The organism is Bacillus sp. FSL M8-0025, from assembly GCF_037975475.1.
In the GTDB taxonomy this organism is placed as follows: Bacteria; Bacillota; Bacilli; order Bacillales; family Bacillaceae; genus Bacillus; species Bacillus subtilis.
In genome coordinates this window covers 3182646-3198085 of sequence record NZ_CP150258.1, presented here as the reverse complement: position 1 = coordinate 3198085, position 15440 = coordinate 3182646, and the positions used below count along the sequence as shown (strand labels likewise).

The following is a 15440-nucleotide window of genomic DNA, read 5'->3' as shown; positions in this document are numbered from 1 at the left end:
AATGTCCAGAGGAGGCCAACCCTTTGAAGAAAATGTTGTTGTTCTTGATCATTGCAGCTGTCAGTATGTTCACCATTGCAGGCTGTTCGAGCCAAAGCAGTTCAGCGGACGGAAAGGTGACATTGAAATTTTTCCACAGATGGCCGAAGGAGCCGGAAAAAAGTTATTTTGAAGAGGTTGTTAAGGAATTTGAAAAAGAACACCCAGATATCGATATTCAAATTGAAGCCGTTTTAAATGACTCCTATAAAGATAAAATTAAGGTCATGCTGGGAACCACCAGCCCTCCTGACATTTACTTCTCTTGGAGCGATGAGTTTGCTTTTAAATTTATCAGAGGCAATAAAGCACTTGATCTCTCGTCCTACTACAAAAATGACACCGATTGGTCATCACAGCTCGTTCAATCGCAAATTACACCATTTACTTATGAAAACAAGCAATATGGCGTACCGTGGCAAATGGACGCTAAATCATTCTTCTATAATAAAGACATTTTCCAAAAGCTGAATCTTGATCCCCCGAAGACGTGGGATGAATTAATCGATGTGTCAAAAAAGCTGAAAGAACATGGCTACACACCGATCAGCTTCGGAACAAAGGCGACTTGGACAATCTCGCACTATATCGGCACGCTTAATCAGCGGATGGTCGATGAAAAAACACGGGAAAAGGACTATAACGCCAAAACGGGTGAATTTACTGATGAAGGCTACGTAAAAGCACTTGAAAAGCTTCAAGAGCTGATGCCTTACTTTAATAAACATGTAAACTCCGTCGACCACGAATATGTGAGACAGCAATTTAAGAGCGGAAAGTCGGCGATGATATATGCGGAAACAGCGGAAATCAAGCTGGTTGAACCGGTTAATCTCGGGATGTTCCCATTTCCTGAAATCAGCGGGCAAAAAGGATCTTCAGAAGCGTTAACGGGAGCGCCGGAAGGATTCATGATTTCCTCAAGAACAAAACATCCGAAGGAAGCGATGGAATTTTTGCAGTTCTTGACGTCGAAAAAAATGGGCGAAAAGCTCGTGAAAGATGTCGGGAAATACAGTGCAGTGCAAGGTACGGCTACTGAAGAAAATGCAACAGCTATTCAGCGTGAAGCCGTTCAGCATATCGTTGATGCCAAATCAATGGTTCCATGGTTTGATATGGATGTCGATGTTGAAGTCGCAGATGCGTACCTAACAGGCGTCCAGCAAATGCTTGGCGGCGACATGACACCGCAGCAGGTGATGAAAGCCGTTCAAAAGGCAGCAAAGCAGGTGAGGGCGTCAGCTGAATAAATCAAAGAAAAGGTGAAGCTTCGCACCTTTTCTTTTTATAAAGGAGATGAGATACCCTTGGTCAATCAGAATAAAATAATCCCCTATTTGTTTTTGGTGCCCGCTCTCGTTTTTTTACTTTTCGTTTATATCCCGATTTTTGAGAATGTATTCCTCAGCCTGTTTCAGTGGAGCTCATTTTCTCCGGAAAAAACGTTTATCGGCTTAAAAAACTATGTTGAATTATTTCATGATCCTGTCTTCTATCAGGCACTTACCAATAATGTGCTTTATGCAGTGATCTCAATTGTATGCCAGGTATTTGGCGGTTTGATTTTGGCGGCGGTGCTTGAGGATAAGCTGGTCAGAAAATGGTCGCCGTTTTTTCGTACCGTTTTCTTTTTGCCGGTTGTCATCTCAATGACTGTGATCGCGCTTTTGTTTGATTTTATTTACAATCCGGAGACAGGGCTTTTGAATCAGCTGCTTCAGGCCATCGGTCTTGATCAGCTGACGAGGGCCTGGCTCGGGGATGACAGCACAGCTATGCTTTCTGTCATTTTTGTGTCCCAGTGGCAATCTGTCGGTTATATTGCGATGCTGTACATCGTGTCGATTCAAAAAATACCGGATGAACTGTATGAAGCGGCCCGGCTTGACGGCGCGGGTAAAATTCAGCAGTTTTTTCATATTACTGTTCCCCAGACGAAAGAGATGTCTTTTGTTGCGGTGGTCATGACGCTGACCGGGGCCTTTACGGTCTTTAATGAGCCGTACATTTTGACAGGCGGCGGGCCGGGAAACGCGTCAGAAGTCTTGAGCACGTTTTTATATAAAAGCGCCTTTACAAAGGATATGATGGGCTACGCCTCAGCGATTGCCACTGTCGTGTTAATCATTACGCTTGCATTATCGCTCATGCAAATGAAGTTCTTTAAAACCGGAAAGGAGGAGTAACTGATGCTGCCTCAGAAGAAGACAGATTCGTTCAGATTGGAGCCTGTGCCTGACCAGCACATTGAGGTTAAAGATAAGCCTAGACGAAAATGGTATATCGGAGAAACGTCTGTGTGGGTTTTTCTGTTTCTTTATCTGATTGCGATTGCCTATCCGCTTCTCTGGATGGTGATGAGCGCCTTTAAAAACTCTGACGATATTTTTGAGCACAGCTGGTCGCTGCCGTCTTCGTGGCATCCGGAAAATTTTGTTTCCGCCTGGAACCAGGGGATTTCTTCTTATTTTATGAACAGTGTCATCGTTACGGCGCTGACGTGTGTGATCACTGTCTTTATCAGTGCATGGGCAGCGTATGGCCTTTCCCGGTTTGAGTTTAAAGGAAAAGGATTCTTTTTGGTGCTATGTCTTGGCGGATTGATGCTGACGCCGCAGGTCAGTCTTGTGCCGCTTTATTCTATTATTCAGTCGCTGGGCCTGTACAATACGTATTGGGCGTTAATCCTGCCGTATGCGGCTTATCGGATCCCATTCACCATCATTTTGATCCGCTCTTATTTTCTTTCTATTTCCAAAGAATTGGAGGAGGCGGCCTATTTGGATGGGTGTACAAGTTTTGGAGTATTTTTCAGAATTTTCTTACCAATGAGCGTGCCGATTCTGGTGACATCCGGCATTTTGACGGCTTACCATACATGGAATGAGTTTATGTTTGCGATTATTTTCATAGATGATGAGAATTTGCGGACCATTCCAGCCGGGCTGATGCAGTTCAGAGACGCGCTGCAGACAGACTGGGGCGTCCTGCTGGCAGGGTTAACGATTTCAGCCGCGCCGATTATTATTCTATTTTTATTGATGCAGAAATATTTTGTCCGCGGAATTGCAAGCGGCAGTGTAAAAGGATAAAGGAGGAAGCGCTATGAAATTGATTGCGGTTGGAGATAATGTTGTAGATTATTACCAGGATCAAGAAACATTCTACCCGGGAGGAAATGCCTTAAACGTTGCTGTGCTTGCCAAGCGGCTCGGGCATGAGTCTTCCTATATCGGAATCGTCGGCAATGACGAAGCCGCGGCACATCTGTTGAACGTTCTCAAGCTGGAGCAGGTCAATGCAGATTATATCCGCCAGGCGCACGGAGAAAACGGGATGGCGATAGTCACCCTTGATGAACAGGGGGACCGCATTTTTGTCAGATCAAATAAAGGCGGCATTCAGTCCCGGCTTCGCCTCGCGTTTCAGGAGAAAGATGTATCTTTTATCAGCGGGCATGATCTGCTGCATACGAGCGTGTACAGCAGGCTTGAGAACGATCTTCCGCAGCTGTGCGGGCTTGTCCCGGTCTCATTTGATTTTTCAACCAATCGGGAGGATGATTATTTGAGGAGGGTCTGTCCTTATGTGACGTATGCGTTTTTTTCAGGAAGCGATTTGAGTGAGTCGGAATGCGGTGAGCTTGCCAAAACAGCTCATGGGTACGGAACCAAAATGGTTTGTATGACCCGAGGGGGCCAAGGAGCAATCCTGTCTGCGGGTGATCGAGTCTATCATCAGCCGATTGTGGAAGCTGATATAATAGATACACTTGGAGCGGGAGATTCTTTTATAGCAGGCTTTTTGACTGCCTTTTGCGTGAAGCAGGATATAACGTATGCTTTGCGCCAGGCTGCTGAAACGGCTGCGAAAACATGCGGTGTGTATGGAGCTTTCGGCTATGGCTATCCTTATCGCTTGGAGGACGGGGGAAGCAGTGAAAAAACGAGAATACTATAAGCAGTGTCTCGTTTTTTATGCCTGTTATGTGTAGGGGCTGTTGATGGTAAAAGTGACACGGTTTGTGTGCATCAAAAACAATGAGCAATAGATTGGCTGGTCGTTTGATGTAAAAGCCGTTTTATCAATTTCAAACAGCGCATCCCCGATATCACAATCCAGGTATTTGCTTTCCTCCTGTTGGGCATATACAACGTTTAATAGCTTCGTATTGTGCGTGGGTACAACTTTGTATTGCTGTTTCAAAATATCATGCATGGAGACGCCGTCAGCAATAAAGGTATCAATGCCGGGAAACAAATCAAGCGGATAATGCGTCACTTCAAAGGTGAGAGGCTGATCATCATTATATAAAATCCGTTTTAATTCAACGACAGGGCTCTCGGGATGGATTTGAAGCTTTTCTGCGATGGGTTTTGACGCTGGAATGATGTCATGGGACAGCACATGATGCTTCGGTTTTTTGCCGGTTGATTCCATAAATTCCGAGTAGCCGTTTACAGCGATCAGCTCTCGTTTTAATTTAGGGCTTTTAACGAACGTTCCCTTTCCCTGCTGCCTGATCAGATAGCCTTCTTCGACTAAATCGAGAATGGCTTTCCTGACGGTGATGCGGCTGACGTTATACTTGGTGCAAAGCTCGTTTTCGGTAGGCAGCTTGGCGGTTGGGGAATACACGCCCTTTTTGATGTCATCAGTGATGATTTGTTTTAGCTGAATGTATAAAGGTGTAGAACTTCCGTTGTTTAACAAAGGGTAGCCTCCTTTTAACCTATTATTTATATTATAATGTATTATGACGTTATAATACAAATTTACATTTTTTATTTTAGAAATATAGCAAAAATGGGAACCGATTACTCTAAAAATAACAGAAAGACCAAGTTGTTTCCAGTGACGAAATAACGGGTCAAAAGATAGGGGGACTTTTCTGATGGCTTCATTAACATTTGAACACGTCAAAAAATCATATCACTCACAATTAACCGTGAAGGACTTTGATTTAGATGTAAAGGATAAGGAGCTTTTGGTGCTGGTGGGGCCGTCAGGATGCGGAAAATCAACAACGCTGCGGATGGTGGCTGGATTAGAAAGCATTTCTGAAGGAAATCTTCTTATTGATGGGGAGCGGGTCAATGATCTTCCGCCGAAAGAACGTGATATTGCGATGGTATTCCAGAACTATGCGCTTTATCCGCATATGACGGTTTTTGATAATATGGCGTTTGGATTAAAGCTCAGAAAGATGGCGAAACAGGAAATTGCCGAGCGGGTTCATGCGGCAGCCAGAATTTTAGAAATTGAACATTTGCTGAAGAGAAAACCGAAGGCGCTCTCCGGCGGGCAGCGGCAAAGGGTGGCGCTTGGCAGGTCGATTGTGAGGGAGCCGAAGGTCTTTTTAATGGACGAGCCGCTTTCTAATCTGGATGCAAAACTAAGAGTGACGATGCGGACAGAAATCAGCAAGCTGCACCAGCGATTAGAGGCAACGATCATTTATGTCACGCATGACCAGACCGAAGCAATGACAATGGGAGATCGGATTGTCGTCATGAATGAAGGGGAAATTCAGCAAGTGGCGAAACCTCATGACATTTATCATTACCCGGCCAATTTGTTTGTCGCAGGCTTCATTGGCTCTCCCGGAATGAACTTTTTGAAAGGCATCATAGAACAGCAGCATGGCGAGCTGTTTTTCACAAATTCTTGGATCCGGCTTCATATTCCTGAAGAAAAAGCAAAGCGGCTGAAGGAAAAGGGATATGCCGGAGAACAGATGATTGCCGGTGTACGGCCGGAGCACATCACACAAATGACAGGAAATGACCAGTTGTTTGATTCAGTGTTTCAAGCGAACGTGGAAGTGAATGAAAATCTGGGCTCGGAGCTCATAGTGCATGTCATGGCTGGGGACGAGCGGCTCAAGGTCCGCCTGGACGGAAACACGCGAATCGATGCAGGCGATTCAATCCAGCTCTCAGTGAAAATGGACCACGTCGTCTTTTTCGATGCGGAAACGGAAGAGGCTGTGTATTAGAAAAAGGTGCTCCTCAAAAGGAGCACCTTTTTCTTACGGCCAAATCTCATCCGCCCATTCAGGGTGGTCGATAAATGGATTGCGGTTGTGCTGATATTTTTCATAAATGATTTCATTTCTTTTCCGCTCGCGGTCGTCAACCGGATCCTGCTTATTCCATTCGAGCAGGACAGATTGTTTGCCATGATAAGGAGCTGAGCCGTTGCCTGTCTTATCATTAAGCTCAAGATCAGGATAGCCGTCATCACCCTCGTAACGGACAGCCATGTAAAACAGCATGCGGGCAACATCGCCTTTCACATCATCGCGGGGCTCCCATGAATCGCCGTCATAATAATTTCCGGGTGCCTTCGCATATTCAGTGCCGCCATTGTCAAAATCCATATTTCCTCTGGCGCTGTTAACTTGAACATCAGCCGGGCGCAAATGATGAATATCAGTACCAGGTCCCTTGCTCGTACCAAAATCGCCATGGGATTTCGCCCAGACATGCTCGCGGTTCCAATCGCCGACATTCCCGCCGTTCAGGTTTTTGGACCGCGATTCTTTCGTATAGAGCAGGATGACGTTATTCGGATTTCTCGGATCTTCATCCGTTTCTTTCAGCGCGTTCCACACTTCGCTGTAGGACAGCATCGTGTGTCCGCTGATAATACGGTGCAGGGTGCTTTTTAGCGAGTCTCCTGTTTTACCTTCAGCCCCTTCATAATAGGTATCTGTGTCAGCATAGGGTGCAGCGGGGGCGGCTAATGAGAGAAGGCCTGTTCCTGAAGGGGAAGACGCCAATCGGTCATTAAGGCTTAATGCGGTTTGCGCGCTTGCTGAAGCTGCCGGCGCAAGCCATCCCGAAATCAGTAATACACAGACGAGTGGCAGAAACCATGCTTTTTTTGTCATCACTTGCCCTCCTTTTATCAGATCATGTCTATTATCTAAAATCGAAATAAAGGATAGAAGTGTCATTTTGTATATTTTTCATTAAAATTGTAAATTAGTCCCTTTGGAGGAGGCGGAAATCTCCTGTTCCCATATCTTTAGGTCCTGTTTTTGCGAACTGCCGGCATTTCCGTTTTCATCCGTTCCGCAAACATCGCCTCTCTGGCAAGCTGAGCTTGACCCTCTCTTTCGCTCTTGCTGGCTCTCTTCCTTACCGTGTTTCCTTTTGACCTTTACATCAAAATAGTTGTGACATATAGGGTGAATCTGGTTGCTGGATAGATACTGTGACTAAAAAATAAACGTTTTTTTGGTTAATCTGTCAATGAACTATCATGTTCCTCCTTCTATAATGAAGTCACCATAGCGGCCAGAGGGGGGAGTACATGGAAAAGCAGAAGCTTTCAGTAAAAAACAGCATCACAGATTATATTGAATGGTTCGCCCAATACGGTGCGTCTGCGGATGGCGGCGTAACGAGGCTTTTATACACAAAAGAGTGGATGGACGCACAGCTTGCTGTGAAAACGGAAATGTCTTCTTTCGGGCTTGACACAAGATTCGACGATGTCGGCAATGTGTTTGGAAGGCTTTCGGGCACCCAGTCTCCGGATGAAGTCATTGTAACCGGTTCACATATCGATACTGTCATCAATGGGGGAAAATACGACGGCGCCTATGGTATTCTGGCGGCAATGCTTGCGATAAAGCGGCTCAAAGAGACATATGGAGCGCCGAAAAAAACACTCGAAGCGGTATCCTTATGTGAGGAGGAGGGCAGCCGTTTTCCAATGACCTATTGGGGATCAGGGAATATGACGGGTGTTTTTTCATTACAGGATGGAGCAGAGCCAAGAGACGAATCAGGAGTCTCGCTGCAACATGCGATGCATGAGAACGGTTTTGGCAAAGGTGTGTTTCAGGCAGCATATCGGACAGATATCAGCGCTTTTGTTGAGCTCCATATTGAACAGGGACAGACATTGGAAATGTCAGGACGGGATCTCGGGATTGTGACAAGCATTGCGGGGCAGAGGCGATATCTCGTCACGCTGGAGGGGGAATGCAATCATGCGGGAACCACCTCCATGAAATGGCGCAAGGACCCGCTCGCAGCCAGCAGCCGTATCATTCATGAGCTGTTGCTGCGGTCGGAGGAGCTGCCGGATGAGCTCCGTCTGACATGCGGAAAAATAACGGCAGAGCCCAATGTAGCCAATGTCATACCGGGCCGCGTCCAGTTTTCAATCGATATTCGCCATCAGCATCAGCATGTGCTGGAGCAGTTTCATCAAGACATGGTTGCTTTGATCAACGGCATTTGCCTACAAAAAGGAATTCGCGCCGTGATTGATGAATATATGCGGATAGAGCCTGTGCCGATGGACGAAAGGCTGAAGGCTGCGGCTTTTGAAACAGCATTAGAAAACGGCTTCAGCTGTGAGGAAATGGTGAGCGGAGCAGGGCATGACGCGCAAATGATCGGAAGGCGCTATCCTGCTTGTATGCTGTTTGTGCCGAGCCGAGGCGGCGTCAGCCACTCACCGAAGGAATATACGTCAGCCAGACAGCTCGAGATCGGCGTCCGCGCACTGACTGATTTATTATACAAACTGGCTTACTGATAAAGGAGGAATGGCTGTGTCAGGCAGAAGAGAATTATGCACCCCGTTAAGAACGATTATGACGCCGGGGCCTGTTGAGGTTGATCCGCGTGTATTAAGAGTAATGAGCACCCCGGTTGTCGGCCAATTTGATCCGGCGTTTACAGGTATTATGAATGAAACGATGGAGATGCTTCGGGAGCTGTTCCAAACAAAAAACCGCTGGGCATACCCGATTGACGGCACTTCACGGGCGGGAATTGAAGCAGTGCTGGCTAGTGTGATAGAGCCGGAAGATGATGTGCTCATTCCCATTTACGGCCGTTTCGGTTATTTGCTGACTGAAATCGCCGAGCGATATGGGGCAAATGTTCATATGCTTGAGTGCGAATGGGGAACGGTTTTTGACCCGGAGGACATCATACGGGAGATAAAAAAAGTGAAGCCGAAAATTGTGGCCATGGTGCATGGAGAAACATCGACAGGACGGATTCACCCGCTGAAAGCCATCGGCGAAGCCTGCCGCACCGAGGATGCATTGTTTATCGTCGATGCAGTCGCAACGATTGGGGGCTGCGAGGTTAAAGTCGATGAATGGAAGATTGACGCTGCCATCGGCGGAACGCAAAAATGTTTGTCTGTGCCTTCAGGAATGGCGCCGATTACATATAATGAGCGGGTGGCGGACGTGATTGCAGCTCGCAAAAAGGTAGAACGCGGGATTGCGACACAAGCTGACAGGGAAGCGCTTTCGGGAAATCGGCCAATCACAAGCAACTACTTTGATTTGAGCCAGCTTGAGGATTATTGGAGCGAAAGACGGCTCAATCATCATACAGAAGCGACGACGATGCTGTACGCCTTACGTGAGGGAGTCAGACTGGTGCTTGAAGAAGGTCTTGAGACGCGTTTCGAGCGGCATCGGCACCATGAAGCCGCATTAGCAGCAGGGATAAAGGCAATGGGGCTAAGATTGTTTGGAGATGACAGCTGCAAAATGCCTGTTGTCACCTGTGTCGAAATTCCCGGCGGCATTGACGGCGAGTCTGTCCGTGACATGCTGCTGGCACAATTCGGTATTGAAATCGCCAGCTCATTCGGCCCGCTCGCAGGGAAGATCTGGAGAATCGGCACGATGGGGTACAGCTGCAGAAAAGAAAACGTGCTATTCGTGCTTGCCGGGTTAGAGGCTGTGCTTCTTAGACATAACGCAGGAATCGAAGCAGGAAAAGCGCTCCAAGCAGCGCTGGATGTGTATGAAAACGCTGGCCGCCAGGCGGCGGTGTAAAGAAAAGCTTGCGGAACTCCGCAAGCTTTTTAACGATATGATTTCGTGTTTTCTCCAATCTGATTTTCTTCGTTTGACTCTTTTTACAAATCCTCTTTCTATGTGTTTTATTTTCTGACAAATCATGAGTCATTTTTTCTTCCATCGTCTATTCTTTATACAAGTTACCTATAAAATCATGCTGAACTAGTTGTTTCTCACGGCAATTTTCGAGAGGAGGATGCGGCATTGGGGAATTTTCACACGATGTTAGATGCGCTCCTGGAAGACCAGGAGGAGGCTGTACTGGCGACAATTGTTCAAGTGGAAGGCTCCGCGTATCGAAAAGCAGGCGCCTCTATGCTCTTTAAGAAAAATGGCAGACGGATTGGCTTGCTGAGCGGCGGGTGTGTGGAAGAAGATGTATTCCAAAGAATCAGTGCGCTGGGCGATCAGCTCACACCAACGCTGATTCCCTACGACATGCGGTCGGAGGACGATCTTTCTTGGGGCATGGGAGCCGGGTGCAATGGCATTATTCATGTTCATGCAGAGCGAATCACTCAGGAAAAAAGGCGGCACTATGAGAAAGTGAGGGATTGCCTTCATTCAGGCAAAGCTGTCACTTCCGTTACAAAGATTGGATCCTCCCATTATTTATTTCTGACGGAGAACGGGCATTTTGGCAACTGGCCGGACGCGCCTCTGCAAGCTATTCAACGTACTGTTTCAACGCTTCATTTACCGCATTTCGATCCACCCACTAACATGTTTATTCAGCGAATTGAACCGAAGCCGCGCCTCATTCTGTTTGGGGCGGGACCGGATACTGTACCGCTGGCCAATTTGGCGGCTGACACAGGGTTTTCTGTTATCGTGACGGATTGGCGGCCCGCTTATTGTACATCCTCTCTTTTTCCAAAAGCGGATCAGCTGATTACCGCTTTTCCGGAACAAATGCTTAGCAAATTTCAATTTTTTCCGCATGATGCAGCTGTTGTGGCAACCCATCATTATCAGCACGATCAAACGATCATCAACTTCTTATTTTCTCAAAACCTCCATTATATTGGACTGTTGGGTTCGGCAAACCGCACGAAACGGCTGCTGAACGGAAAACATCCTCCGTCTCACTTTTACAGTCCGGTCGGGCTGAAAATCGGTGCGGAAGGTCCAGAGGAAATTGCGGTAAGTGTAGTTGCAGAAATTATTCAAACAAGAAAACGGGTGGCGGTTGTATGAGAAACCCCTATCTGATCGGCGTGTTTCTCGCTGCCGGCAAAAGCAGAAGAATGGGCCAAAACAAGCTGGCTTTGCCGCTAAAAGGAGAAAACATAGGCTCACTTTCCTTGAAAACTGCTCTGTCGTCCCGCCTTGATCACGTGCTGGTCGTCGAGCGGACAGAACATGCCTCCCTTGAGTGGATAGGAGCGCCGTATCACGCTCCGCCTTTTCAAAAACGCTGGAGCCTGCACGTTTGCCAAGACGCAGAAAAGGGTCAGGGGCATTCAGTCAGCAGCGGGGTGAGAAAAGCAGAAAGCATGGGGGCGGACGGCGTTGTCATTTTGTTAGCCGACCAGCCTCAGCTTTCCGTCGATCATCTCAATGCCCTTGTGGCACTGGCACCTGAGTCATTTGCCGTGTCATCGTTTTTAGGGGCGTTCACCCCGCCAATCTACTTCTCGTCGACATGTTTTCCTTATGTAAAGGGATTAACGGGAGATGAAGGGGCTCGCAGGCTCCTGAAAAGCGGACAGCTTGGAGCAGGAGCGGTTTTGGAGGCCAAGGATAGCGGTGAGTTGGACGATATTGATACACCCGAGGAATATGACATGGTAAGGAGGGCGATGTCTTGAACGGCCAAGTGACAAAAGCAAGGATGAATATTCAATTATGGAGACCGACAGCGCTTGATGAGGCCTATTCGCTTTTAGAGAAGCTTGCTCCGGATGTGTGTGCCGCATCGGGAAGCACGCTGCTTCAGCTTCAGTGGGACAAAGGAACTCTACCGAAACAGCACCTTGTCAGCCTTGAAGGGATTGACGAGATGCGAGGGATCAGCGCCAGTGACACCCACGTGTCGATCGGGGCGCTCACATCACTGAATGAATGCAGAAAGAACCCTTTGATCAAGAGCGCGCTTGGCTGTTTCAGTGACGCTGCTTCCGCTGTCGCTGCACCGGGGATTCGCAGCCGTGCCACGATTGGCGGCAACATAGCGAGTAAAATCGGTGATTTCATTCCGCTTCTGCTTGTGCTTGGTGCTGAGCTTATCGTATATCAAAAGGAGCTAATCAGGCTGCCGCTTGGCGCTTGGCTCATTGAGGAAGACTTTAGAACGGCTATCGTCATGCGTGTCATCATCCCGCGGGCGGAGGGAGAGCGTGTATTTTATCACAAGCTTGGAAGGCGCCAGGCTTTTACAGGAGCGGTAGCTGTTGCAGCTGGACGTTTTTTGAAAGATGGCGGCATTCGCCTCGCCGCTGGCCATGCCGATATCACTCCTAGGAGATTATTGGACAGCGAAGCGAAATGGATGGCACCAGGGTGGGACTCGCATGAGCTGTACAAAACACTTATCCATGAGCTGCCGTTTTCCTCAGATGTTTTTATGTCAGCGGCATACAGAAAAAAAGCCGCTGCCAACGTCATCATGGCAGAGCTGATGGCTGAGGGAGGGGAATAAATGATCATCAACAAACCGTCAAGAGTCAGGCCGGATGGAAGGGGTAAGGTCACAGGGGAATTGAAATATATGACCGATCTCAGCTTTCCAGGAATGCTGTATGGCAAGGTGCTGAGAAGTGCTTATCCTCATGCAGAGATTGTGTCGGTTTGCACCATAAAAGCTGAGAAAATGGAAGGCGTGCAGGCCGTCGTCACACATAAAGACGTTCCCGGCTTAAACCGATTTGGCATTGTCATCCCTGATCAGCCGGTTTTAAGTGAGGACAGGGTGCGGTATGTCGGGGATGCGATCGCCGCAGTTGCTGCGGAAACGGAAGAAATCGCGGAAGCGGCGCTGGAGCTGATTCGAGTTGAGTATAAAGAGCTGGAAGTCATGGATTCACCAGAAAAAGCGCTTCGGCCAAATGCGCAAAGACTGCATGAGGACGGGAATATCCTGCACCGCGCGTTTTTTTCAAACGGCGATGTGGAAGAAGGGTTTCAAGCATCTGACACAGTCCTTGAAGAAACCTATGAGCTGCCGCGGCAGATGCATACGTATATGGAAACGGAGGGAGGCGTAGCCGTTCCAGAAGACGACGGGGGTTTTACGATGTATGCAGGAACCCAGCACGGCTATAAAGACCGTTTCCAGCTTGCCCGTATTTTTGATATTCCTGAAGAGAAGATCAGAATTGTGTCAAGTCCGATGGGCGGCTCGTTCGGAGGGAAGGATGAGCTGAATATTCAGCCGTATGCCGCGCTTTTGTCACTGAAAAGCGGACGTCCTGTCAAAATCCATCAGACACGAAAGGAATCTGTACGTTCTGGCATTAAGCGCCATCCGATGAAGATTACGATAAAAACGGGTGCGGATCATTCGGGAAATCTATTGGCGCATGACGTGAAAATTGTGGCGGACACAGGCGCATATGCTACGCTCGGACCGGCTGTTCTTGATTTTTCTGTCGAGCATGCCGCGGGGCCGTACCGTATTCCGAATATCCGGACTGAAGGAATATCAGTATTTACGAACAACGGGGTGGCGGGAGAATTTCGGGGCTTTGGCGGCAACCAAATCACATTTGCACTCGAAACCCATCTCGATCGTCTCAGCGGCATGCTCGGCATCGACCCGCTCGAGCTGAGAAGAAAAAATATCAGAAAACCGCATGACTTGGGGCCACTTGAGCATCGAATTGCACCAACTGACGGAGCGGCACAGGTGTTGAATGCCATATCTAAATCTCCCATTCTTACAAGAACCAGCCGGAACTGTGGGTATCTGCAAAGAGGCACGGGAGCGGCAATTACAATGCACGGCGGCGGGCTGGGGTATGGCCGAATGGATGCGGCAGGAGGCCGTTTGTCCCTTTCGAGTGAAGGCAAAATCACAGCATCGTTCGGATTTGAAGAATGCGGACAGGGGATTCTAGCAGCGATTGAACAGATTGTCATGGAGGAGCTAGGTTGTGCCGCAGAAGATATTTCCATTGTTATTGGGGATACCGCAAAAGTGCCGAAGTCAGGCTCCTCCACAGCATCCCGCGGCACAAGCATGGTGTGGCACGCGATCCAGCGTTTGAAGAAGCCGTTTCTAGCTCAGTTGAAAAAACGGGCGGCAGAATGGAGCGGCTGTTCAGCGGAAAATCTTATTCCCGGCGCTGCAGGCTTGCGTGACAAAAACACAAAGGCGCTCGTGGTGACGTATAAGGAGCTGGCTGAAAAAGGCCCTTTGGCAGAGGAAACGGCCTTTGACTTTCCAACAACGCCTGATCCTGTGGTGGGCGGCCATTTCCTCTACTCATTTGGAGCGGCTGCCGTTGAGGTGGAGGTAGATCTGTTAACAGGCGATGTCAAATTGATAGATTGTGAGCACGCTATTGCGGCAGGTCCGGTTGTCAGTCCGCAGGGATATCGAGGTCAAATTGAAGGCGGCGCTGCCATGGCACTCGGCTACACACTGATGGAGGAAGCGAAAATGACGGATGGCCGTTATGCTGCGGAAAATCTCGATCACTATTTGATTCCCGGAATCAAAGATGTTCCTGACATGAAGCTGATTGCAATAGAAGACTTAATGAAGGGAGACGTATATGGACCGCGCGGTGTTGGTGAAATCGGAACAATCGCCATCACTCCGGCGATTGTAAAGGCAGTACATGATGCGGTCGGATGCTGGATAAACAAGCTGCCAATTTCAAGAGAAGAGTTGCTTGAAGCGATCGACAGAAAGGGGCTGAAGCAATGGACATAAAAGAGGCCGGGCCATTTCCTGTAAAAAAGGAACAGTTCCGGATGACCGTGAATGGTCAGGCGTGGGAGGTTGCTGCCGTTCCTACGACACATCTGAGTGACCTGCTTAGAAAGGAATTTCAGCTGACCGGGACAAAGGTGTCCTGCGGAATCGGCCGCTGCGGAGCCTGCTCTATTTTAATCGACGGAAAACTGGCCAATGCGTGCATGACGATGGCCTATCAAGCAGACGGCCATTCCATCACAACCATCGAGGGGCTTCAAAAAGAAGAGCTGGATATGTGTCAAACCGCTTTCCTGGAAGAAGGCGGCTTCCAATGCGGCTACTGTACGCCGGGAATGATCATTGCGCTTAAAGCATTGTTTCGGGAAACCCCTCAACCTTCTGACAAAGATATAGAAGAAGGGCTGGCGGGGAATTTGTGCCGGTGTACCGGGTATGGCGGGATTATGCGGTCAGCTTGCAGGATTAGAAGAGAGTTGAACGGAGGGAGACGGGAGTCCGGCTTTTAAAAGCCGGACTTTTTTAGCCTCAGTCAGACAGCGCGATCAAGACGCAGAAGCGTTGTGGGAAAACACACGATAAATCTCGTAGAACTTGACAGCTTCTGAATTACAAAAAGATTAGTGAGCACATAGCAAAGACGCCATAAAAACTTCTTATGGCGTC

General features: G+C 48.3%; 14 protein-coding genes and 1 pseudogene. 12 read left to right on the top strand and 3 right to left on the bottom strand.

The window, feature by feature from the left end; genetic code table 11:
* Positions 1-23 precede the first annotated feature (23 nt).
* Genes MKX38_RS16590 through frlD form a run of 4 tightly spaced genes read left to right on the top strand, consistent with a single transcriptional unit; the run spans position 24 to position 4002 of the window.
* A complete protein-coding gene (locus MKX38_RS16590; RefSeq protein ID WP_024572490.1) occupies positions 24-1292 on the top strand; it encodes an ABC transporter substrate-binding protein in 1269 nt (422 codons plus the stop codon).
* A 57-nt stretch (positions 1293-1349) separates the two neighbouring features.
* The gene (locus MKX38_RS16585) at positions 1350-2228 is read left to right on the top strand and encodes a sugar ABC transporter permease (protein ID WP_014477910.1); all 879 of its coding nucleotides are present in this window, start codon (positions 1350-1352) and stop codon (positions 2226-2228) included.
* A 3-nt stretch (positions 2229-2231) separates the two neighbouring features.
* Entirely contained in the window at positions 2232-3134 is a 903-nt protein-coding gene (locus MKX38_RS16580) for a carbohydrate ABC transporter permease (protein WP_003228625.1), read from the top strand.
* Positions 3135-3147: 13 nt separating this feature from the next.
* On the top strand, positions 3148-4002 hold the full coding sequence (frlD, locus tag MKX38_RS16575) for a fructosamine kinase FrlD (protein ID WP_032722478.1): 855 nt from the start codon (positions 3148-3150) through the stop codon (positions 4000-4002).
* Positions 4003-4026: 24 nt separating this feature from the next.
* Here frlD and frlR read toward each other — a convergent pair whose 3' ends face one another.
* Positions 4027-4755 carry a transcriptional regulator FrlR gene (gene frlR / locus MKX38_RS16570; protein ID WP_014480777.1) on the bottom strand — a complete coding sequence of 243 codons (729 nt, stop codon included), beginning with the start codon at positions 4753-4755 and terminating at the stop codon, positions 4027-4029.
* Positions 4756-4936: 181 nt separating this feature from the next.
* Here frlR and ugpC point away from each other — a divergent pair, with 181 nt between their 5' ends.
* Positions 4937-6040 carry a sn-glycerol-3-phosphate ABC transporter ATP-binding protein UgpC gene (gene ugpC / locus MKX38_RS16565; RefSeq protein WP_069322882.1) on the top strand — a complete coding sequence of 368 codons (1104 nt, stop codon included), beginning with the start codon at positions 4937-4939 and terminating at the stop codon, positions 6038-6040.
* A 33-nt stretch (positions 6041-6073) separates the two neighbouring features.
* On the opposite strand, the gene MKX38_RS16560 is transcribed toward ugpC, so the two are convergent.
* Together MKX38_RS16560 and MKX38_RS16555 are read right to left on the bottom strand one after the other, a co-directional pair.
* Positions 6074-6937, bottom strand: coding sequence for an endonuclease I family protein (locus MKX38_RS16560; protein WP_339187758.1), 864 nt, complete (start codon positions 6935-6937; stop codon positions 6074-6076).
* A gap of 81 nt (positions 6938-7018) precedes the next feature.
* Positions 7019-7138, bottom strand: a pseudogene (locus tag MKX38_RS16555) (hypothetical protein); the annotation flags it as partial.
* Between the two features lie 224 nt (positions 7139-7362).
* Between MKX38_RS16555 and allC the strand changes: the two are divergent.
* The 7 genes from allC to pucE all read left to right on the top strand — a co-directional run bounded on the left by allC (position 7363) and on the right by pucE (position 15283).
* Positions 7363-8601: an allantoate deiminase gene (gene allC / locus MKX38_RS16550; protein ID WP_339187755.1), complete on the top strand. Its 1239-nt coding sequence runs from the start codon at positions 7363-7365 to the stop codon at positions 8599-8601.
* Positions 8602-8617: 16 nt separating this feature from the next.
* Positions 8618-9868, top strand: coding sequence for a (S)-ureidoglycine--glyoxylate transaminase (gene pucG / locus MKX38_RS16545; RefSeq protein WP_131228062.1), 1251 nt, complete (start codon positions 8618-8620; stop codon positions 9866-9868).
* A 228-nt stretch (positions 9869-10096) separates the two neighbouring features.
* Positions 10097-11089 (top strand): XdhC family protein, encoded by a 993-nt coding sequence (locus tag MKX38_RS16540; protein WP_339187753.1) that lies wholly within the window; start codon positions 10097-10099, stop codon positions 11087-11089.
* A complete protein-coding gene (pucB, locus tag MKX38_RS16535) occupies positions 11086-11703 on the top strand; it encodes a xanthine dehydrogenase accessory protein PucB (RefSeq protein WP_048654924.1) in 618 nt (205 codons plus the stop codon). Before MKX38_RS16540 ends, pucB begins: the two co-directional genes overlap by 4 nt.
* Complete coding sequence (gene pucC / locus MKX38_RS16530) at positions 11700-12533, top strand: xanthine dehydrogenase subunit C (RefSeq protein WP_339187749.1); 834 nt, start codon at positions 11700-11702, stop codon at positions 12531-12533. The genes pucB and pucC overlap by 4 nt, the downstream gene beginning before the upstream one ends.
* A complete protein-coding gene (pucD, locus tag MKX38_RS16525) occupies positions 12534-14771 on the top strand; it encodes a xanthine dehydrogenase subunit D (protein WP_339187747.1) in 2238 nt (745 codons plus the stop codon).
* The gene (gene pucE, locus MKX38_RS16520) at positions 14762-15283 is read left to right on the top strand and encodes a xanthine dehydrogenase subunit E (protein ID WP_003243276.1); all 522 of its coding nucleotides are present in this window, start codon (positions 14762-14764) and stop codon (positions 15281-15283) included. The genes pucD and pucE overlap by 10 nt, the downstream gene beginning before the upstream one ends.
* Positions 15284-15440 lie beyond the last annotated feature (157 nt).